This window comes from Testudinibacter aquarius (assembly GCF_004342725.1).
GTDB lineage: Bacteria > Pseudomonadota > Gammaproteobacteria > Enterobacterales > Pasteurellaceae > Chelonobacter > Chelonobacter aquarius.
In genome coordinates this window covers 1-20,410 of the sequence record NZ_SMCP01000007.1, presented here as the reverse complement: position 1 = coordinate 20,410, position 20,410 = coordinate 1, and the positions used below count along the sequence as shown (strand labels likewise).

The 20,410-nt window shown below is 47.2% G+C and carries 15 protein-coding genes; 5 read left to right on the top strand and 10 right to left on the bottom strand.

Annotated features, from left to right (window positions below):
• Window positions 1-92 precede the first annotated feature (92 nt).
• On the bottom strand, window positions 93-422 hold the full coding sequence (locus EDC16_RS08295; RefSeq protein ID WP_132967320.1) for a hypothetical protein: 330 nt from the start codon (window positions 420-422) through the stop codon (window positions 93-95).
• Between the two features lie 321 nt (window positions 423-743).
• On the opposite strand from EDC16_RS08295, the gene EDC16_RS08290 reads away from it, so the two are divergent.
• Window positions 744-1,874 (top strand): MBL fold metallo-hydrolase, encoded by a 1,131-nt coding sequence (locus EDC16_RS08290; RefSeq protein WP_132967318.1) that lies wholly within the window; start codon window positions 744-746, stop codon window positions 1,872-1,874.
• Between the two features lie 207 nt (window positions 1,875-2,081).
• On the opposite strand, the gene EDC16_RS08285 is transcribed toward EDC16_RS08290, so the two are convergent.
• Window positions 2,082-2,489, bottom strand: coding sequence for a GFA family protein (locus EDC16_RS08285; protein ID WP_132967316.1), 408 nt, complete (start codon window positions 2,487-2,489; stop codon window positions 2,082-2,084).
• A 295-nt stretch (window positions 2,490-2,784) separates the two neighbouring features.
• A complete protein-coding gene (gene mdh, locus EDC16_RS08280) occupies window positions 2,785-3,720 on the bottom strand; it encodes a malate dehydrogenase (RefSeq protein WP_132967314.1) in 936 nt (311 codons plus the stop codon).
• Window positions 3,721-4,290: 570 nt separating this feature from the next.
• Here mdh and argR point away from each other — a divergent pair.
• The 3 genes from argR (at window position 4,291) to mrcB (ending at window position 8,265) form a co-directional block, all read left to right on the top strand.
• On the top strand, window positions 4,291-4,761 hold the full coding sequence (argR, locus tag EDC16_RS08275) for a transcriptional regulator ArgR (RefSeq protein WP_132967312.1): 471 nt from the start codon (window positions 4,291-4,293) through the stop codon (window positions 4,759-4,761).
• Between the two features lie 79 nt (window positions 4,762-4,840).
• Entirely contained in the window at window positions 4,841-5,740 is a 900-nt protein-coding gene (locus EDC16_RS08270; protein ID WP_132967310.1) for a TIGR01777 family oxidoreductase, read from the top strand.
• A 77-nt stretch (window positions 5,741-5,817) separates the two neighbouring features.
• Window positions 5,818-8,265 (top strand): penicillin-binding protein 1B, encoded by a 2,448-nt coding sequence (gene mrcB, locus EDC16_RS08265; protein ID WP_425275606.1) that lies wholly within the window; start codon window positions 5,818-5,820, stop codon window positions 8,263-8,265.
• Window positions 8,266-8,328: 63 nt separating this feature from the next.
• On the opposite strand, the gene EDC16_RS08260 is transcribed toward mrcB, so the two are convergent.
• The 7 genes from EDC16_RS08260 to fabB form a co-directional block, all read right to left on the bottom strand.
• Window positions 8,329-9,789, bottom strand: coding sequence for an NAD-dependent succinate-semialdehyde dehydrogenase (locus EDC16_RS08260; protein WP_132967308.1), 1,461 nt, complete (start codon window positions 9,787-9,789; stop codon window positions 8,329-8,331).
• A gap of 24 nt (window positions 9,790-9,813) precedes the next feature.
• Window positions 9,814-11,157, bottom strand: a complete 1,344-nt coding sequence (locus EDC16_RS08255) for a replication-associated recombination protein A (RefSeq protein WP_132967306.1) — start codon at window positions 11,155-11,157, stop codon at window positions 9,814-9,816.
• Between the two features lie 41 nt (window positions 11,158-11,198).
• Window positions 11,199-11,828, bottom strand: coding sequence for an outer membrane lipoprotein periplasmic chaperone LolA (lolA, locus tag EDC16_RS08250; protein ID WP_132967304.1), 630 nt, complete (start codon window positions 11,826-11,828; stop codon window positions 11,199-11,201).
• A gap of 224 nt (window positions 11,829-12,052) precedes the next feature.
• The gene (locus tag EDC16_RS08245; RefSeq protein ID WP_132967301.1) at window positions 12,053-14,890 is read right to left on the bottom strand and encodes an FtsK/SpoIIIE family DNA translocase; all 2,838 of its coding nucleotides are present in this window, start codon (window positions 14,888-14,890) and stop codon (window positions 12,053-12,055) included.
• Between the two features lie 12 nt (window positions 14,891-14,902).
• Window positions 14,903-15,394 (bottom strand): leucine-responsive transcriptional regulator Lrp, encoded by a 492-nt coding sequence (gene lrp / locus EDC16_RS08240; RefSeq protein ID WP_132967299.1) that lies wholly within the window; start codon window positions 15,392-15,394, stop codon window positions 14,903-14,905.
• Between the two features lie 100 nt (window positions 15,395-15,494).
• On the bottom strand, window positions 15,495-16,457 hold the full coding sequence (gene tehA, locus EDC16_RS08235) for a dicarboxylate transporter/tellurite-resistance protein TehA (RefSeq protein ID WP_132967297.1): 963 nt from the start codon (window positions 16,455-16,457) through the stop codon (window positions 15,495-15,497).
• A 284-nt stretch (window positions 16,458-16,741) separates the two neighbouring features.
• The gene (gene fabB, locus EDC16_RS08230; RefSeq protein WP_132967295.1) at window positions 16,742-17,959 is read right to left on the bottom strand and encodes a beta-ketoacyl-ACP synthase I; all 1,218 of its coding nucleotides are present in this window, start codon (window positions 17,957-17,959) and stop codon (window positions 16,742-16,744) included.
• A gap of 267 nt (window positions 17,960-18,226) precedes the next feature.
• On the opposite strand from fabB, the gene mnmC reads away from it, so the two are divergent.
• Complete coding sequence (mnmC, locus tag EDC16_RS08225; protein WP_132967293.1) at window positions 18,227-20,266, top strand: bifunctional tRNA (5-methylaminomethyl-2-thiouridine)(34)-methyltransferase MnmC2/FAD-dependent 5-carboxymethylaminomethyl-2-thiouridine(34) oxidoreductase MnmC1; 2,040 nt, start codon at window positions 18,227-18,229, stop codon at window positions 20,264-20,266.
• Window positions 20,267-20,410: the final 144 nt, after the last annotated feature.

The window sequence follows — 20,410 nt, the reverse complement described above, 5'->3', positions numbered from 1 at the left end:
CGCAAGATAATTTCCTTTTTAGAAAAAATAAAATTCAAAATTTGAAATTTACCGTAGGGATTGCGGCTTATGCTTATTTCGCGCCAACTACTTTACTTGTTTAAATTATAACCAGATACTGTGCCATTAGCATTATAAAAATAAACGGTCAAATTTTTTCGCGACGAGGTTATATCTGTTGCTTTTTCAGCAGTCTCGAGTGAACCGCCCACTCCCGGTATGACTGAACTAATAGTAGAACCAAATGTTCCGAGCATTCCTTGAAGCCCCGTTTTCGTGCTATCATATTGGTAAAGCGGAGAACTGCCGCTACGGCTGGAAGTTGGAGAACCACATAATTTTTCCACTTGAGCTTTGGTGGTTTTGCCTGCAATGAGGTTTTGTTTCAGGAAAGTGTCGTCAAAACAATCCCCCGCTCCCATCGAGCCGGAACAGCCACCAAGTACTACCGCAAGCCCGATTAAGCATAGACTTTTGTGAAGATTTGTGAAGGTTTTGCATAAAATTATCCTCTTTTTAAGGTGTATGCAAGATAGATCTATACTATAAATACCCCGCTCAGAAAAGTAAAATTTTACAGTTCGACGAAAAACCCATTAATGCCGCAAGATAATTTCCTTTTTGGAAAAAATAAAATGCAAAATTTGAAATTTACAATGTATGTTGTCGAGTTATAATCAAATCAAATCTAATCTGTTTGGTTTATAGACTAAACAATCTCTCCACAGGCTACTCGACCGATTATGACTATTGTAAAAATTTTATTCGTTTTGCTCAAATGGACCGCACTTTGTGCCGTGCTGGTTGCTGTAGGGATCGCGGCTTATGTTTATTTCGCACCAACTTTCGGCGGCAAGCCCGATGCAGCCAGTCTAGCGCGCATTCAGGCTTCACCAAATTTCAACGGTGAGGTGTTTGTCAATCAGGAACCGACCACGATTGAAACCATCGGCAGCAATCGACCGTCATTGATGACTTGGCTGACCTCGGTGTTGAATCCACCTGCAGGCAAGCATCCGTCCGCTCCGCTTCCAACTCTGACGTTGGATCAAAGTGCGGTGGTGAACAACAGTTTCACTTGGTTCGGACATTCAACCGTGCTGTTCAAAACCGCTGACTTGACCATCATCACCGATCCGGTGTTTTACCGCGCTTCGCCGCTGTTTTTCGGTGGCAAAGCCTTTGAGATGACCAATCCGCCAAAAACCGCTGATTTACCGTTTATGGATATCGTATTGTTGTCGCATGACCACTACGATCACCTCGATCATCAAGCAATTCAGGAAATTGATCACAAAGTGGGGCACTATTATGTGCCGTTGGGGGTGAAAGGACATTTGCAGCGCTGGGGCGTCGCCGATGACAAAATCACCGAATTGGATTGGCATGATAGTGTCAGTTTGCCTCTTGGTAACGCCGAAGGCGAATTAACCTTAACGCTAGCGCCGGCACGGCATTTCAGCGGGCGGAATTTAAACAACCGCAACAGCACCTTATGGGGTTCTTGGGTGGTGAAATCACCGCAATTATCACTCTATTTCAATGGTGACAGTGGTTATGGCAAGCATTTCACGACAATCGCCGAACAGTACGGCCCGTTTGATCTGACGTTTATCGAAAACGGCGCTTACGATCCAGCGTGGGCATCAATTCATATGACACCGGAACAAGCGGCACAAGCCTCGCTCGATCTGCAAACCCGGATTGTGGTGCCGATTCATTGGGCAAAATTTGACTTGGCTTACCACACTTGGACAGACCCTATTGAACGCTTCTCGACTGCCACCGACGGCAAACCACTGCAAACCGCCACGCCGAAAATCGGGCAGACATTTACGTTGGATAATCTGCCGCAGGAAAAGTGGTGGAAATAGCAAAAATAAAGGGCTGAATCTAATCTGCACTCCAAAAGTTGGGTTCAAAATCCACCTGATCAAGGTGCAGATTTTTATGACTAAATATAATCAATCTTTTAAGAAACGGTCGATGAAATTGAGCAAATGGTGCATGAATATGGTGCATGAATATATTGCCTATTATAACCACGAACGAATTCAATTAAATAGTTCACCTTTTTAGGGTCAGATTAAATTACTTCCAAATTTTTCTAATACTTGCTGTTCTGTTAACGTCTCCGTTTTAGTGGCTAAATCGCAATACTCTGCTTTCTTATCTGTAAAAATTTGCAAGGTTAATTTAAGATTTTTTTCATGCTGAAATAAACCAGCCGAAATTTCATACATTGATGAATCTACTAGATGATAATATAAATGTGTACCGCACTTTTGGCAAAACGCTCGTTCCGCCCATTCAGAAGAGCGATAGTGCGTAATATTTTCAAATCCACTAATGCGTGGTTTCTCATGAGTCTCTAGTGCAAAAAAGGCGCCGCCCGCCCATTGTCGGCACATAGCACAATGACAAGCTGCTACATGATGATTTGTTTCAATTTGTAATTTAACCGTACCACACAAACATTCTCCCTGCATAAATCCTCCGCTTCATCTTACAAATCATATTGCAAAAAGCCGTTAACAATAGTAGCGGCTTTAGACTGTTGACAAAGGTTAAAATACACGATTAATATTGTAAAAGTAAGGGCCGATTATATATCCGCCCGAACCGCACTTTGCATTTTTCCTTTATTGATTAAGCACTTATGCCGCACTCCGCAACGGGCGGATATATAATCCACCCCTACTTTGCCTCATCAAATATCTTTGTCAATAATCTGAAACCGCTAACAATAGTAGCGGCTTCTCTTAATAACATAACGAATCAAACTCAGTTATTCACAAATTTCTCGCCCAATTCGATATCGGCTTTCAAAGTTGGCAGCATGTCTTCAATCGCTTGTTGTTCGAAAGCACTTAATGGACCGATTGGTAGAATTTCTTCCACGCCATTTTTACCTAAACGCACCGGTTCAGCGAAGAAACGGGCATATTTGCCATCGCCTTCAACATAGCTATATTCAACCGCACTTTCACCACTCAACCCTTTCAGTACAGAAATACCGAAACGTGCCGCCGCTTGTGCCATTGACAACGTTGCTGATCCGCCACCGGCTTTAGCTTCCACCACTTCAGTACCGGCATTTTGAATACGTTTGGTCAGGCTTGCCACTTCTTCATCGCTCCAGCTCACGCCAGCCACTTGTGACAGCAATGGCAGAATCGTTACGCCGGAATGTCCACCGATCACCGGCACTTTCACCTTATCCAACGCAACATCTTTCAATTCAGCAACAAAGGTTTCAGAGCGAATCACATCTAATGTGGTGACACCAAACAGTTTGTTCTTGTCGTAAACACCGGCTTTTTTCAGCACTTCTGCTGCAATCGCCACCGTAGTATTGACCGGATTAGTGATGATGCCGATACACGCTTTCGGGCAAGTTGCGGCCACTTTTTCCACCAAATTGCGAATGATACTGGCGTTAATATTGAATAAATCGGAACGATCCATACCCGGTTTTCTCGCTACCCCGGCAGAGATTAACACCAAATCCGCCCCGACCAGTGCCGGAGTCGGATCTTCTCCAGCAAACCCTGAAGCTTTAACCGGGGTTGGAATGTGGCTGATATCTTTGGCAACGCCCGGTGTCACCGGTGCAATATCATAAAGGGAAAGCTCTGTTCCTGCCGGACACTGTAATTTAAGCAATAATGCCAGTGCTTGACCGATACCGCCTGCGGCGCCCAAAACTGCTACTTTCATTCAGAAACTCCTTAGAAATTAATCAATAAAAAATGAATTAAACTGTCGTTAAGTGTAAGGCGTTTGAATTGGTGATTCAAATAGATAAGTTCAATATTGAGAGCTTGAGCATATTTTTGTTAAAAATAACGCTCTGCGTTTTCCTCTTTGGCTAGGGTCTGTTGATGTTTGTTTATAATTTGAGCTATAGACACTTTTTCGCCAATACAAGGCAAAAGTCGTGAAGTTTAGTGGTTCTAAACGAACGGCTTTTAACGCCGTAGTGGCGAAAAAGCGTCATAGTCCTACGGATTGTGTTTAAAATAAGCATACTCGTCGTTGCAACCCTCATCAATAGTCCCACTATTGATTTCGGCTTACGCCTAGATTGTGCTTATTTTAAACGACAACTCAAAATATAAACAAACATCAACAGACCCTATTCACCGCTCACAAAACTGACACCGAGATCAACTCTGTCGGAAATTTCAATTGCTTTTTGTGAGAATAATATGCAATATTTATGCAATTTTTTTGCATAGTAATGACTTAGCACAACTATGATAACCATAATATGATAACCATAATTTTATGAACATAGATAATAAACAGGATTCTTTAAGCAATGCTTTTCGCTCGCTACTCGCCGAGGAGAAATATGCCTCTCAGAGTGAAATTGTTGCGGCATTGCAACAACAAGGCTTTAGCCAAGTCAACCAATCGAAAATATCGCGTATGTTGGCGAAATTCGGTGCAGTTCGGATTCGTAATTCCAAAATGCAAACCGTTTATTGCCTGCCGCCGGAACTCAGTTTGCCACACACCAGCAGCCCGTTGAAAAATTTGGTATTGGATATTGATCACAATGCGGCGGTCATTGTGATTCGCACCAGCCCCGGTGGCGCCCAATTAATTGCTCGTCTGCTGGATTCGATGGGGAAAAACGAAGGTATTTTGGGTACGATCGCCGGTGACGACACGGTTTTCATCACGCCGACCCGTAACACCGAAATCACCCGCTTAATGTCGAATATTCAATATTTATTTGAGACCTCGCTTTAATTTTTGCCCTTTGCCGCTTGCTTTTTTCTGTCTAATTGCCTAAAACGGTATTCTGCAACGTTTATTTGGAGGAGTGGATATGAAAATCTTTATCACCGGCGGCACCGGTCTTATCGGACAGGTTCTCATCCGCTCTTTGCTGTCGCAAAGACATCAACTGACCCTGTTAAGCCGCAATCCTGCACAAGCACGCACAAAATTTCCCGATTTGGATCTGGAATTTGTGCCGACTTTAAACAGCTATTCCAGTTTCGATCAATATGATGCCGTGATCAACCTCGCCGGCGAGCCGATTTTTGACAAGGCATGGCACGATGAGCAGAAAAAACAGCTGATCGACAGCCGCATCAAAATCACCGAGCGATTGGTCGAACTGATTAATGCCGGCAAAACGCCACCGCACAGCTTTATCTCCGGTTCCGCCGTGGGATATTACGGCGATAATGGCGAAAGTGCGGTCAGTGAAGACAATCCGAAAGGCGATCAATTTCCGGCGCAACTCTGTTATCAATGGGAACAAGCGGCGCTGCAAGCCAACAGCCGTACCTGTTTGCTGCGCACCGCCAATGTGCTGTCAACGCACGGCGGTGCATTGGCAAGAATGCTGCCGCTGTATCAGTTCGGTTTGGGTGGCAAGCTCGGTTCCGGCCGACAGTATTGGGCATGGATCCACCGCCAAGACATGGTGGCAGCAATTGAATTTCTGCTTAATCACCCGACTTGCCAAGGCGCATTTAACCTGTGTAGCCCGAATCCGGTGCGCAACAATGAGTTTAACCGCACTTTGGCTAACACCTTGCGCCGACCGCACTTTGCCTTTGTGCCGGCGTTTATGCTCAAACTGGTGTTCGGCGAACGGGCGCAACTGCTGTTGGACAGCCAAAATATTTTGCCTTGCCGTTTAATCAAAGCCGGGTTTGAATTCCGCTTCGACAGGCTTGCCGACGCCTTGCATGATTGCATTAAAAACAAGAGTTAAATACGGATTATTGTTACGGTTTTGGGCGTCGGCTATGATACAATTTGCACTCATTTACACACAAGAAACCGAAACGCATGACTGCCGCAAAAAAGACAATGCCAAATTCAACCGCTGCTAAAAAAAATGAATCCGCACCAAAAAGGCGTTTTAACCGCCACAACTGCCTGATGTTCGGGCTGAAAGTCGGTTTTACCGCACTTTGCTGTGCAGCGTTTTACTTGATCTATTTGGACGGACAGATTCGTTCCAAAATGGACGGCAAATTGTGGCAACTGCCGGCGGAAGTTTACGGTAATATTCAAAGTGTGCGCCGCTCCGACAGTGATTCGCTGAATCAAATCACAAGCCTATTACTGGACAACGGCTACCGCCAAACCAACTTATTAGGCACACCGGGCGATTTCAAAGTGGAAAACGACAGCATTGTGTTAATCCGCCGTGCTTTTCCGTTCCCGGACGGTGCCGAGCCACAGCGCGTATTGCGGCTACGTTTTAATCAAAATAAACTGAACGTTATCGAAGATTTAGTCAACCGCCGTGCCGTTGATGAATTCCGTTTTGACCCCAAGTTGATTGCGATGTTGCAATCCAACAATGAAGATCGCCTCGCAACCCCACTGCATCAATACCCGCGCTTATTAATCGATACCCTGTTGTTGGTGGAGGATCGCCGTTTTTATCAACATGACGGCGTCAGTCTGTTGGGGATTAGCCGCGCCTTGATCACCAATATTCAAGCCGGGCAAACTGTGCAAGGCGGCAGCACCCTGACCCAACAATTGGTGAAAAACCTGTTTTTAAGCAATGAACGCAGCCTGACCCGTAAAGTGAACGAGGCGCTAATGGCGGTGCTGATGGATGCTCGTTACGATAAAAATCGGATTTTAGAAACCTATCTGAACGAGGTCTATCTGGCGCAAGACGGCGACACCCAAATTCACGGCTTCGCCTTGGCGAGCCAGTTCTTTTTCGGACGTCCGGTGCAAGAAATCAGCCTCGACCAAATTGCGTTATTGGTCGGTATGGTGAAAGGTCCGTCGCTGTATAACCCGTGGCGCAACCCGAATAATGCCTTACAACGGCGCAATGTGGTGCTGAAAACCATGTTGGAACACGCAATCATCGATCAAAAATTGTATGATCTGCTCAGTGCACGCCCGCTTGGGGTGCAGGCTCGCGGTTCAATTAACAAATCACAACCCGCATTTATGCAGCTGTTACAACAAGATCTGCAACAGCAATTGGGCGAAGCGAAAGCCAATAATCTGTCCGGCGCACGCATTTTCACCACCTTAGACAGCCAGAAACAGCGTGCTGCCGAGCGCGCCCTGATCAATGCGGTGCAACAATTAAAAGTAAAACAAAAAATTGCCGATTTGGAATCGGCAATCGTCGTTGCAGATTATCGCAACGGCGCCGTGTTGGCAATGGTTGGCGGCGTACAAACCCAATATGCCGGTTTCAACCGTGCATTACGTTCACAGCGTCAAATCGGCTCGTTGGTAAAACCGCCGGTGTATCTCGCTGCCTTATCAGAACCACAAAATTTTCGGCTGAATACCCCGATTGAAAATCGTCCTTTGACGATTAAAATCAAAGGCAGTGCTGACTGGCAGCCACGCAACTATGATAATAAATTTGGTGGCTCGGTGATGTTGTTAGATGCGTTGGTACGTTCGTTAAATGTGCCGACGGTCAATATCGGGATGAAAGTGGGCTTGGATAAAGTGATCGATGTGCAGCAGGCGATGGGTTGGGATCAAATTAAAATTCCAAAAGTGCCTGCGATGTTGCTAGGTTCTTATTCCATTTCGCCTTATGACGTGACCAAACTGTATCAAGTGATCGCCAATGAAGGCAAAAAAATTCCGCTTTCTGCGATTGAAAGTGTGTATCAACGCAACGGCGAAGTAATTTATCAACGGGCATTCGAGCCGCAACAAGTGGTTGCGGAAGAGGCGGCGATTCAAACGTTGTATGCGATGCAGCAAGCCGTAGAGCGTGGCACCGGGCGCAGTTTGCAACAAAATTTTGCCCAATACCGTTTAGCCGGCAAAACAGGCACCACCAACGAGGCGCGTGATACTTGGTTTGTCGGTATTGACGGTGAAAATGTCACCACGGTTTGGTTGGGGCGTGACAACAACGGCAAAACCGGCTTGACCGGTGCCAGTGGCGCACTCAGTGTATATCGTGAATACCTCAGTTTGATGCCGCCAACGGTATTAAATTTACCCAAATCCGATAATCTGCAATGGGTTGGCATTAATGATTACGGCAGCTGGAATTGCAACAGCAGCCGCACGATTCCGGTGTGGACGGATAAAAACCAGAATTTCTGTGCCTCCGCCTCGGCAGTCGTTCCGAGCGGTGCTGCACCAGCGGCAGCAACCTCACTACAGGATGCTGCGCCAAGTGACGTCGAAAGTGCGGTTGAAAGACAACCCAGTGTTTGGGACGCCTTGGAGTTACAGCAAGACAGCGCTCCGGCACCGGTGGAGGATGCCCAGCCGAGCCGCTAACCAGCCGACGGCCTAAAGTGCGGTAGCCAAATTACCGCACTTACTCCCATACTGCCTGACAATTCATTTATCTAATCCACCCAATAAGATATATTTGATCTCTAAATAATCTTCAATCCCGTATTTTGAGCCTTCACGCCCCAAGCCCGATTGTTTCACACCACCGAACGGAGCGGCTTCGTTGGATAAAATGCCGCTGTTAACACCCACCATGCCGTATTCCAAGGCTTCTGATACTCGCATAATCCGTCCGATATCACGGCTGTAGAAATAAGACGCTAAACCAAATTCAGTAGCGTTGGCCGCGGCTATCACCTCGTCTTCGGTTTCAAATTTGAAAATCGGCGCCAATGGCCCAAAGGTTTCTTCGGTTGCCACTTTCATCTCAGCGGTCACATTGCGCACAATCGTCGGTTGATAGAACAATCCGCCTTGTTCCGCCGGCATACCGCCACAGACAATTTCAGCCCCGTGATTCAACGCATCGGCGAGATGTTGTTCCACTTTAGCTACCGCACTTTGATCGATTAACGGTCCAAACGTAACGCCCTGTTCTAAACCGTTACCAATTTTTAAGCCGGCTACCGCACTTTTAAAGCGTTCGATAAAAGCCTCATAAACCGCACTTTGTACATAAATTCGATTAGCACAGACGCAGGTCTGCCCGGCATTGCGGAATTTACAGGCGATGGCACCTTCCACGGCGGCCTCTAAATCGGCATCATCAAATACAATAAACGGTGCATTGCCGCCCAGCTCCAACGAGACTTTTTTAATGGTTGATGAACATTGCTGCATCAGCAAACGCCCGACTTGGGTCGAGCCGGTGAAACTGAATTTTTTCACCCGCTCATCTTCGGTCAACACTTTACCGATTTGAGTGGCACTGCCGGTGATCACATTGAACACCCCGGGCGGAATGCCGGCACGCTCAGCCAATTCCGCCAATGCCAAGGCGGATAATGGGGTTTGCGAAGCAGGACGAATGACAAAGGTGCAACCTGCCGCCAATGCCGGTGCTGCTTTGCGGGTGATCATCGCATTCGGGAAATTCCACGGTGTGATTGCAGCACAAACGCCAATCGCTTGCTTGGTGACAATAATGCGTTTATCCGCACTTGGCGCCGGAATGGTGTCGCCGTAAATCCGTTTGGCTTCCTCGGCATACCATTCGATGTAAGAGGCGCCGTAGAGGATTTCGCCTTGCGCTTCTGCCAGCGGTTTGCCTTGTTCGAGTGTCAAAATCGTCGCCAAATCGTGTTTATGCTGCACAATCAGCTCGAACCAGTTGCGCAAGAGTTGGCTGCGTTGTTTAGCTGTTTTCTGTTGCCAAGCTTGCTGTGCTTGATGTGCCGCAGCCACGGCTTGCAGCGCTTCTTGTTCCGCCATTTGCGGGATTTCGGCAATCACCTCGCCGATCGCCGGATTCAATACCGCAACCGTTTCGCCGTTTAAAGCTTGGCGCCACTCGCCATTGATATAACACTCGGTTTTGAATAATTGAGGATCCGTTAATTGAAACATCTCTTTCTCCTTAATTCGAGTTGATTAATCTTGATACCGCACTTTGTCACTTTGTTGATCGAGTTGTGCCAGCCAATCCAGTTTCTGCTTAATTTTGGCTTCCACGCCACGCTCGCTCGGGAAATAATAGCGACTGTCTTTCAGCTCGGGCGGAAAATAGTTTTCCCCTGCGGCATAGGCGTGTTCTTCATGGTGGGCATAACGGTATTCCACGCCATAGCCGAGTGATTTCATTAGCTTGGTCGGGGCATTACGCAAATGCGGTGGCACGTCATAGTCAGGGAATTGAGTTGCCTGTTGTTTGGCAGTGTTGAAAGCTTGATACACCGCATTACTTTTCGGCGCCACCGCCAAATACACTATCGCTTGTGCAATCGCCCGTTCACCTTCGGCAGCGCCGACACGGGTGAAGCAATCCCACGCGCTGAGTGCCACTTGCATTGCGCGCGGATCGGCATTGCCGACATCTTCCGAAGCAATCGCCAACAAACGGCGCGCCACATACAGCGGATCACCACCGGCGGTGATAATGCGGGCATACCAATACAGTGCCGCATCCGGCGCAGAGCCACGAATCGATTTATGCACTGCCGAAATCAAATCGTAATAACGATCCCCCTGCTTATCAAAGCGAGCTTGCCGCTCACCTAAAACTTCAATCAGCAGGGCTTGGGTAAGTTGCTTTTTGCCGTCAATTTCATCTGCCATATCGACCATTAATTCGAGGCAATTCAGGGCTAAACGCGCATCACCATTGACATATTCAGCTAATATCGCCAGTAAATTCTCTTCCAATTGAACGTGTTCTCCGCCCAGACCGCACTTGCTGTCACTCAGTGCATGTTGCAGCACTTGTTGAATTTCGGTTTGGCTCAGCGCTTTGAGCAGATACACTCTGGCACGGGACAGCAAAGCACTGTTCAGTTCAAACGAGGGATTTTCGGTGGTGGCACCAACAAAAATAATCGTGCCGTCCTCAATGTGCGGCAGAAATGCGTCTTGCTGGCTTTTGTTGAAACGGTGGACTTCATCGACAAATAAAATGGTACGGCGGTCGGCTTGTTTGTTCTGTCTGGCTCGTTCAATCGCTTCGCGAATCTCTTTCACCCCGCCGGTGACCGCTGAAATACGTTCCACTTCGGCATTAATCCGCTGCGCCAAAATTTCCGCCAAGGTGGTTTTGCCGGTGCCGGGCGGCCCCCACAAAATCATTGAGTGAATGTGCCCGGCGTCAATCGCTTTGCGCAGCGGTTTGCCCGCTGCCAGCAAATGCGACTGCCCGAAATAGTTGTCCAGCGTAGTCGGGCGCATCCGTGCCGCCAGCGGACGGAAATCACTTTCGGCAAAATCAAACGAGAGATTATTCACGCTCTTGTTCCCTGTTAACTTAACGCTGACTTAACGCTGGCTCAGCGCTGATCATCCAGTTCCACCCCTTTCGGTACGCTAAACTGAAACAATTTATTGTCCAACGTCACATTATTCATATTACGCAGCATATACAAATTCGCCTGTCCGTCTTGTTCGACGGTGCTGAAATTACGCAACAAACCGTTGTTGTCGATCCGCACTTCGAAGCGTTTGATCGCACTATCTTTGGCTTTTGGCGTCAGGGTAAAAGTATCATCTTTTTGTGTGACCGTATAGTTGTTCCATTGCTTCGGATCATTGCTGGTCAACAGGATAAACGGGGTGTTATCAATCGCTTCTGACACCTTGCGTGCGGTGACTTGCTGTACAAACGGATCGTAATACCACAGCGTTTTGCCGTCGGCGATAATTTGCGTTTCTTGCGGCTTTTTGCTGTCCAGACGGAACAGGTTCGGACGTTTCACCTGAAATTTACCGCTGCCTTCCTGCACCAACTTACCGTCAGCACTGGTCACTCGTTGGTTGAAATCGGCACTGTAAGAACCCACTTCCGCCAAGCGCTGTTGCAATTCATCGACTGCCGCTGCCCACACATTCGCCGTGGCTGAAAACAGCAATGCCGCAAGTGCAGTGTGGCGTAAAAGTGCGGTTTTGTTCAGATATTTCATGTTCTTTCCTTTAATACGTTTAATCAAGTTGCGTACAAATAAGACAATGGATTTCGTCATAGGTTCTTAAATCAATTTTGGTTATTAGGCAATGTAGGGGCGAATTATATATCCGCTCGTTTACGGAGTGCGGCATAAGCATTTAATCTATAATGGAAAAATGCAAAGTGCGGTTCGGGCGGATAGTTAATCCGCCCCTACTTTTATCATAAAAATCAACAGCCCTAATCATACTGATTACGTGGTGCCAAAATTTCCCGCTTGCCGTTATTCGGCGAAGAGAGAATCCCTTGTGCTTCCATTTGATCGACAATCCGCGCCGCACGGTTAAAGCCCAGTTTGAAATTGCGCTGAATCGAAGAGATTGAGGTTGTGCCGGTTGTCAGCACATATTCCACCACCGAGTCAAACAACTCATCAATATCATCATCAGCGCCAACCGCACTTTCGCTGCTCTCTTCTTCTTGCGAGACCACAATATCATCCAGATACTGCGGCTTGCCGCGCGCGCGCCAGTCGTCAGCCACTTTGTTGACCTCTTCATCGCTCATAAAAGCGCCGTGCACCCGAATCAGTTCGGACGAACCTTGTCCCGAATACAACATATCGCCACGCCCTAACAGCGCTTCCGCACCGCCTTGATCCAGAATAGTGCGCGAGTCGATTTTACTAGCGACGGTAAACGCAATTCGGCTCGGAATATTGGCTTTAATCAAGCCGGTGATCACATCGACCGACGGACGTTGCGTTGCCAAAATCAAATGAATCCCCACCGCACGCGCTTTTTGCGCCAAGCGGGCGATCAGTTCTTCCACTTGTTTTCCGGCAACCATCAACAAATCGGCAAATTCATCGACAATCACCACGATATAACTCAATTTTTCCAACGTCGGTGGCATGCTGTCCATAGTATCACCCGGGCGCCAGGTCGGATTTGGAATCGGCAGATTCATCGCTTCCGCTTCGTCAATCTTGCCGTTGAAACCTTCGATATTGCGCACATACAACGACGACAGCAATTGATAGCGGCGTTCCATCTCGTCTACACACCAACGCAACGCATTGGCGGCTTTTTTCATGTCGGTCACCACTTCGGTCAGCAAGTGCGGTATATCATTATAAATCGACAACTCCACCACTTTCGGGTCAATCATGATAAAACGCACCTCTTCCGGTTTGCGTTTATACAGCAGACTTAAAATCATGCTGTTGACCCCGACCGATTTGCCCGATCCGGTCGAACCGGCAACCAACAAGTGCGGCATTTTCGCCAGATCAACTACAATCGGTTCACCGCTGATGTCTTTGCCCAAAGCGAGCGGTAAAATAGCATTGCTTTGGTTGAATTGCTTGCTCGCCAGCACATCACGCAAACTCACGGTTTGACGACGCAGATTCGGCGTTTCGATACCGATATAGGGCTTGCCCGGAATCACTTCCGCCACACGGATCGAACGGAACATTAAGGCTCGCGCCAAGTCGGTATCCAACCCGCTGACTTTCGAGGCTTTAGTACCCGGCTCCAACTCCAATTCATAACGAGTAACCACCGGTCCGACCAACACACTCTGCACTTTGGCTTTAACATTAAAATTGCGCAGTTGATGTTCGATCTGTGCGGAAGTTTCGTCGATTTCCTCGCGGCTGATGTCTTGCTGTTCGGCTTTGCGCTGCTCCAACAAATCCAAACTTGGCAACGGTGTAGTCGGTTTGCCGCTGTGGCTCACTTTTGGTTGTAACAATGGATGTATCAAGCTATTTTCATACGGTTTGTAGTTTGGTGTCGCTTTCGCTTGCGCCGCATCCTCGTGATTTAAGATCACCTGCAACTCTTTTTCCGCATTCAGTGCTTGTGCCGCTTGCTGCATTTGCGCCAAACGTTGTTGTTCACGCTCGGCAAACTGGCGTGCCAAATCGTTGATTAACTCTTCATCCGGCTCTTCAACAGTATTTTCTGAAACAGTATTTTCTGAAGCTGAATTGAGTGTAGCACCAGCGGCTATCGTATTTTCGGTATCCTTTGATATTGAGGTAGCTGTTGCCAAACTGATTTTCGGCATACCTTCCATTTCTGGCAGATTAAGATTGCTTAACGTTGGATCGTTCGCTTGCGCTACTGCGCTTGCTGCAATCGACACTTTCGGTAGTTCAGTGGTTTGTTCGATCTGATAATTACCAAAGCGCGGTAACGCCTCAGCCGAAAGTCTCGTATCACGAGGTTGATCGGCTGTCGAAGGTACAGTCTCATTCAACCCGACAATGATCGGAGGCGCTGCCTGACGTTGAGCTTCATCAGATAGTTTTGCACTCAATTGAGATTCTGTCGCACGATTAACAGCAGCTTTTCTTGCTTGCAACACACTGTCAGGCAAGAAAATTTCTTCCAACTGTTCAACCGAACCCGCCGAAACTGCCGGCTCGGAAAGTTCGCCGACCGGCGACTCTGGCTGCGGCGTGGCTTGGTTACGCTCATCATCTTCATCTTCTTCGTCATATTTGGCAGTCAGCCATTGATAAGCGCTGACTAAAAGCATGATCAAAGACATACCTGAACTCAGAATAAAACCGACTACCGTAGCACTAAAGCCAGCCATAAAACTACCGAACATGCCCAATGACGGATACAGACTTTGGATCAACCAACCGCCCAGCACACCACCGGCAAGGTAGGTATCGCTATTAGAAAGTAGCAATGCGGCTAATGATGTCAATCCGCATAACAATAATAAAAACCCGAACAGTCGCAGTAAAGCCCGCCCTTTGCTGAATTGATCACGCCAACGATTACGCAGCAGTAAGATCGAAGAAACGACCACTACAAACGGAATAATATTGGCAACCGAGCCAAACAGCGCAAACAGCAAATCTATACACCAAGCACCAAAAGCACCGGCTTTATTTAAGGGTTGTTGCTGCGGGCTGGCAACTGTCCAGCCGTTATCATAAGGGCTGTAACTAGACCAAGCGATAATAAGATACACGCCGAACAGTACTATCAGCCCGAGAATAATTTCAATAATATACTGCTTAGCCGTATATTGTGGTCGAAGGTGTCGAATCATGGTTTAGGTCTTTTATTGGGTTTTCGCTTTCAATTGCAGGTAATTGGTTTGTTTCACTTCTTCCATGACAACATAAGTGCGGGTGTCGTTCACGCCCGGCAGGTGTAGCAAGGTTGTACCCAGCAATTTACGGTATGCTGCCATATCCGCCACTCGTGTTTTCAGCAGGTAATCAAAATCCCCCGACACCAAGTGGCACTCTTGAATTTCATCCAGTTTTTGCACCGCTTTATTGAACTCTTCAAAAACATCCGGCTTGCCGCGCACCAACGTGATTTCAACAATCACCAACAGCGCAGAATCCAATAGCTCCGGATTCAACAGCGCCCGATAGCCCGTGATGATCCCCTGTTTTTCCAAACGACGCACCCGCTCTAAGCAAGGCGTCGGCGACAATCCGACCTTGCGTGATAAATCAATATTGGAAATCTTGCCGTTACGCTGAAGTTCATCCAGAATGTTAAGATCAATAGCATCAAGTGCTTTGATTAATTTTTTTGACATTATTGTTATTCCGATGGCAATAAAAAATAAAAAAACAAATTTCCGTTAGATTACCTGATTTTCACGATTTTTTACAGATTTGAATCGGATTAGCGACGCTTTATTTTAGCAAAAAGCGCCCTTGAGCAATACGAATCAGCGTTCCAATCAGCAACAAAGCAATGCCGATATTGCCGAGTACAAATAAAATCAGACCTAATTCGGCAATTCCCTGCCCGTTTGTCATCTGTGTTAAGTATAGTCCCACATTGGCGAGTGACCCCAACCCGAATGAGAAGCCCCAAAATCCCATCGTGAAGCCTTTAGCATAAATCCAAGGAAGCAAGCGTGCCAAAAAGACGAACTGTAATAGTCCGTAGCCAAGCAATGCTAGACTCAGCGCATCAACTTCGCCACCGTTCAGATGAAAATAAGCATTCCCGGCAACAAATGCCGGTGCTAGCTGAATACCGATCACCGGGCGAATGGCTTCATCAAGCGCCCCCAAATTGCGTAGACGCTGCAATACTGCCGGCTCCAGCGTCAACCAAGAGAGCATTGCCATACCAAAAAATAACATCCCCCATGAAACATAGCCTAATTCGCTCAACCCGATAGCACTGACAAAATTGGCAGCCACTGTCGGCAAATAAATCACGGGTGTCGTCGCTTCTGCTTTGTGTATGCCACGCCATAGCCCGGCAGAGCGGTACGCGGCAAACAACAGCTGCCCTAGCGTACCAAGTAGAATCAACCATAATGCAACCGGGTAAATCACATGTAATAGCGCCATACCCAATAGCATTGTTGTGATCGGGATCAAACTGATAAAGCAGCAAACGACCAAATGCTGCAACTCTTCCCGCGCACTATTGGCGGCAATCACCCATTTGGCAAGGTAAACGCCGAGCAACAATAACCACACAATACCGCTGACAAACAGAATAATATCAGCGATCAAGGGTGAAATCTCAGGAAACAGTAGCTGTGCATGCCGCCATGCCAACCCTATGGCAAATAGTCCTAATGTAATGCCAAAATAGCTGACAGGAACGGGAAATGGTTTTAATGTTGGTTGATTCATTTTTTAATCTCTACCGTATATCAATGCTGAGCCACTGATAATTTCTAATTGCGCTATCTTAGTTGAAAGCATATAGGAAAGAAATCTTAAAAGATTAAGGAAAAGTATAAAGATGTCTTATTAAACAGAATGAGGAGAGAATTACCGATAAAATAACAGATTGTTATAAAGCAAATACAGATTGCTGACAAAGTTAGAACACTTAAATTAATATTGTAAAAGTTGGGGCGGATAGTTAATCCGCTCCTACTTTGTCTGATCAAATATTTTTGTCAATAATCGATTTACTCATAACGCTTGAAAATCAAGGTCGCATTGGTGCCGCCGAAGCCGAAGCTGTTTGACATCACCGTGTCCAGTTTTTTATCCAACTGCGCTTCAGTTACAATATTCATGCCCTGTGCTTTTTCGTCCAATTCGTCAATATTGATGCTCGGTGCAATAAAATCGTGGTTCAGCATTAACAATGAATAAATTGCTTCGTGCACACCTGCTGCACCCAACGAATGGCCGCTCATCGCTTTGGTCGACGAAATCGCCGGTGTATTGTCACCAAACACTTCACGCACCGCTTCCAGTTCTTTCACATCTCCAACCGGGGTTGACGTGCCGTGTACATTTAAATAATCGATCGGTGTATCTACGCTTGCCATCGCTTGGCGCATACAGCGTGCTGCGCCTTCACCGCTCGGTGCCACCATGTCATAACCGTCGGAAGAAGCGCCATAGCCGACAACTTCCGCATAAATCGTAGCGCCACGCGCCAAGGCGTGCTCCAGTTCCTCAACCACGACCACACCGCCGCCGCCGGAAATGACAAAACCGTCACGTGCCGCATCATAGGTGCGCGAAGCTTTTTCCGGGCAGTCATTGTATTTGGTTGACAATGCACCCATGGCATCAAACTCACAGGCGCATTCCCATGCCAATTCTTCTGCACCGCCGGCAAACACCACATCTTGCTTGCCTAATTGGATCAATTCCACCGCATGCCCGATACAGTGCGCTGAAGTAGCGCAAGCTGAGCTGATGCTGTAATTCACACCACGAATCTTGAATGGCGTAGCCAAACAAGCGGAAACACTGGATGCCATGGTTTTAGTGACCGCATAAGGACCAATGGCTTTCACCCCACGTGGACCGCGCATCGCATCTGCTGCAACGATTTGATTATGTGCAGAGCCGGTGCCGGCGCCAATCACCAAGCCGGTGCGATCATTTGAGACTTGCTCCGCCGCCAAACCGGCATGTTCAATGGCTTCCTGCATCGACAAATAGGCATACGCCGCTGCATCACCCATAAAACGCATCACTTTACGGTCAATCAATTCCGCCGGATTCAATTTGATGGTGCCGGCAACATGGCTTCGCATACCGATCTCAATGAATTCCGGCACACTGGTAATACCGGATTTACCTTGCTGCAAAGCAGCCAGCACTTCCGCTTTATTATTACCAATACTCGAAATAATGCCATAACCGGTGATCACTGCTCTTTTCATTTACTCCAACCTTCCTTCATCAAAACGTAATATTTTTTCAAACTGACCCGCTTATTGCGGAACAAATTTCAACGTACAACTGTTAGCTGAATAAATTACTATGAAAATAGAATATTGCAAGTTTTAATTACCTTCAGTCACTATTTTTGCACATTTTTTATGCAAAAAGTCGTTAGTATGATTTTAACGCAACATCTCTATTCTAATAACGGTTAAAATAGCGTACCGTAATCTTCAGCTATCAATCCAAGATCAATATCGACCACCATGAATAAAAAACTGACAACCCAAGCGCCGCAATTAGCTTTTCAAGCTAATGATACTCCGATTTCATTACAGTTTGATGACATCTATTTTTCGGTACAAAACGGCGCAGCGGAAAGTCGCTATGTTTTTCTGGAAGGAAACCAATTGGAGCAGCGCTGGCAACAGCACGCACAACCGCACTTTATAGTGGCGGAGAGCGGCTTCGGTACTGGATTAAATTTCTTTACTTGCACGCAATTATTCCGTCGTTTTCGGCAGCAATATCCCGAGCATATTTTAAAACGGCTCTATTTTATTTCCTTTGAAAAATACCCATTAAGCCCAGAGCAGTTGCAACAAGCACACAAGGCATTTCCTGAGTTTGCTGCACTCAGCCAGCGCTTACGACAGCATTATCCGTTAAGCCTAAAAGGCTGCTACCGCCTGCATTTTGACGAAACCGCACTGGATCTGTGGTTTGGCGATATTCATGAGAATTTGCCGTTGTTAGGCGATAACATGCTGCAAAAAATTGATGCTTGGTTTTTAGATGGTTTTGCGCCGAGCAAAAACCCACAAATGTGGTCGCAAAATCTGTATGATGCGATGTATCGTTACAGTAAACCCCATGCTACGTTCGCCACTTTTACCGCCGCCAGTGCGGTGCGTATTGGCTTGCAGCAAGCCGGATTCGAGGTGACAAAACGCAAAGGATTCGCCCATAAACGGGAAATGCTGTGTGGCTATAAACCGGACGGATCTGCCGTTACCGGTGCAGCTGTCAAAGCCCCTTGGTATTATGCCCAAAGTGCGGTCAGCGACACAAATCCAGTGCAAGACATTGCGATTGTCGGCGGCGGTGTCGCCTCACTGTTTACCGCGCTTTCCTGTCTGAAACGCGGATTAAAAGTCACGCTGTATTGCGAAGATGAACAAGTGGCAATGAACGCTTCCGGCAACAAACAGGGTGCGGTTTATCCACAACTCAGTGATGATGACCTGCGCAACAGCCGCTTTTACGCCTACGCCTTCGCTTATGCACTGCAACAATTGCAAGATCTGGTACAGCAAGGTATTGAGTTTGAATCCGGCTGGCAAGGGGTCGCAATTTGTGCGTACAACTGTAAGGTCAAACAAAAATTAGCCCACATTATCGAGCAACAATGGGGCACCGATTTATTGCATTTTTGCGATCAAGCCGAGCTGAGTCGTTTAAGCGGAATTGAATTAAATTGCGATGGCGCTTTTATCCCCAAAGGCGGTTGGCTGGCGCCGCAACAACTGGTGCAAAATGGGTTTGAACAGTTACAAAAGTGCGGTCTGACGATTCATTTCAAGCAATCGATCATCGATTTACAAGCTGAAAATAACCACTGGAAGCTGTTTACTAATCAAAATACACAGTTTGAACATCAAGTGGTGATTCTGGCTAATGGTCATCAAATAACCCAATTTGACCAAACCAGCAAACTTCCACTCTACCCGGTGCGCGGACAAGTCAGCCAAATTCCGACGGGAGAAAAACTGAAGAACCTGAAAGCAGTGCTCTGCTACGATGGTTATTTAACACCGGTCGATCAAGCACAACAAAGCCACTGCATTGGCGCCAGCCACCTGAGAAATAGTGCTGACCGCACTTTCAGTACCGCAGAACAACAGCAAAACGCTGACAAACTACGACAGAATCTGGCTGGCTGTGACTGGTTAACGGAAATTAAGACAGATGACAATTTAGCGCGTATCGGTGTGCGTTGCAGCACCCGTGAACGCATTCCGATGATGGGCTGTGTGCCAAACTTTGCGCAAACCGCCAACGTGTATCACAACCTATTCAACCTGCGTCGGCGCCGTCAACCGATCGCTACCGCACCATATCACCCCAATTTATACCTGCTGGCTGCACTCGGATCGCGTGGCTTAACCTCCGCACCGCTGTTGGCTGAAGCCTTAGTCTGTCAGATTCTAGGCGAACCGATTCCACTAGGCGAAGATATCCTGCAAGCCCTCAGCCCAAACCGCACTTGGATCAGGAAATTATTGAAAGGAACGCCTTTGACATAAGAGTAGCGGCTGTGTTTTTTGGATTGATCGCATGGAGGGCTATTGCACTCGCCCGAACCGCACTTTGCATTTTTCCTTTATTGATTAAGTGCTTATACCGCACTTCGTAAACGGGCGGATATATAATCCGCCCCTTGTATATTC

Excerpts from the sequence above, each read along its gene's own strand:
- EDC16_RS08295 (WP_132967320.1), bottom strand. The coding sequence starts at position 422 with ATGGGAGCGGGGGATTGTTTTGACGACACTTTCCTGAAACAAAACCTC.
- EDC16_RS08290 (WP_132967318.1), top strand. The coding sequence starts at position 744 with ATGACTATTGTAAAAATTTTATTCGTTTTGCTCAAATGGACCGCACTT.
- EDC16_RS08285 (WP_132967316.1), bottom strand. The coding sequence starts at position 2,489 with ATGCAGGGAGAATGTTTGTGTGGTACGGTTAAATTACAAATTGAAACA.
- mdh (WP_132967314.1), bottom strand. The coding sequence starts at position 3,720 with ATGAAAGTAGCAGTTTTGGGCGCCGCAGGCGGTATCGGTCAAGCACTG.
- argR (WP_132967312.1), top strand. The coding sequence starts at position 4,291 with ATGAACATAGATAATAAACAGGATTCTTTAAGCAATGCTTTTCGCTCG.
- EDC16_RS08270 (WP_132967310.1), top strand. The coding sequence starts at position 4,841 with ATGAAAATCTTTATCACCGGCGGCACCGGTCTTATCGGACAGGTTCTC.
- mrcB (WP_425275606.1), top strand. The coding sequence starts at position 5,818 with ATGACTGCCGCAAAAAAGACAATGCCAAATTCAACCGCTGCTAAAAAA.
- EDC16_RS08260 (WP_132967308.1), bottom strand. The coding sequence starts at position 9,789 with ATGTTTCAATTAACGGATCCTCAATTATTCAAAACCGAGTGTTATATC.
- lolA (WP_132967304.1), bottom strand. The coding sequence starts at position 11,828 with ATGAAATATCTGAACAAAACCGCACTTTTACGCCACACTGCACTTGCG.
- EDC16_RS08245 (WP_132967301.1), bottom strand. The coding sequence starts at position 14,890 with ATGATTCGACACCTTCGACCACAATATACGGCTAAGCAGTATATTATT.
- lrp (WP_132967299.1), bottom strand. The coding sequence starts at position 15,394 with ATGTCAAAAAAATTAATCAAAGCACTTGATGCTATTGATCTTAACATT.
- tehA (WP_132967297.1), bottom strand. The coding sequence starts at position 16,457 with ATGAATCAACCAACATTAAAACCATTTCCCGTTCCTGTCAGCTATTTT.
- fabB (WP_132967295.1), bottom strand. The coding sequence starts at position 17,959 with ATGAAAAGAGCAGTGATCACCGGTTATGGCATTATTTCGAGTATTGGT.
- mnmC (WP_132967293.1), top strand. The coding sequence starts at position 18,227 with ATGAATAAAAAACTGACAACCCAAGCGCCGCAATTAGCTTTTCAAGCT.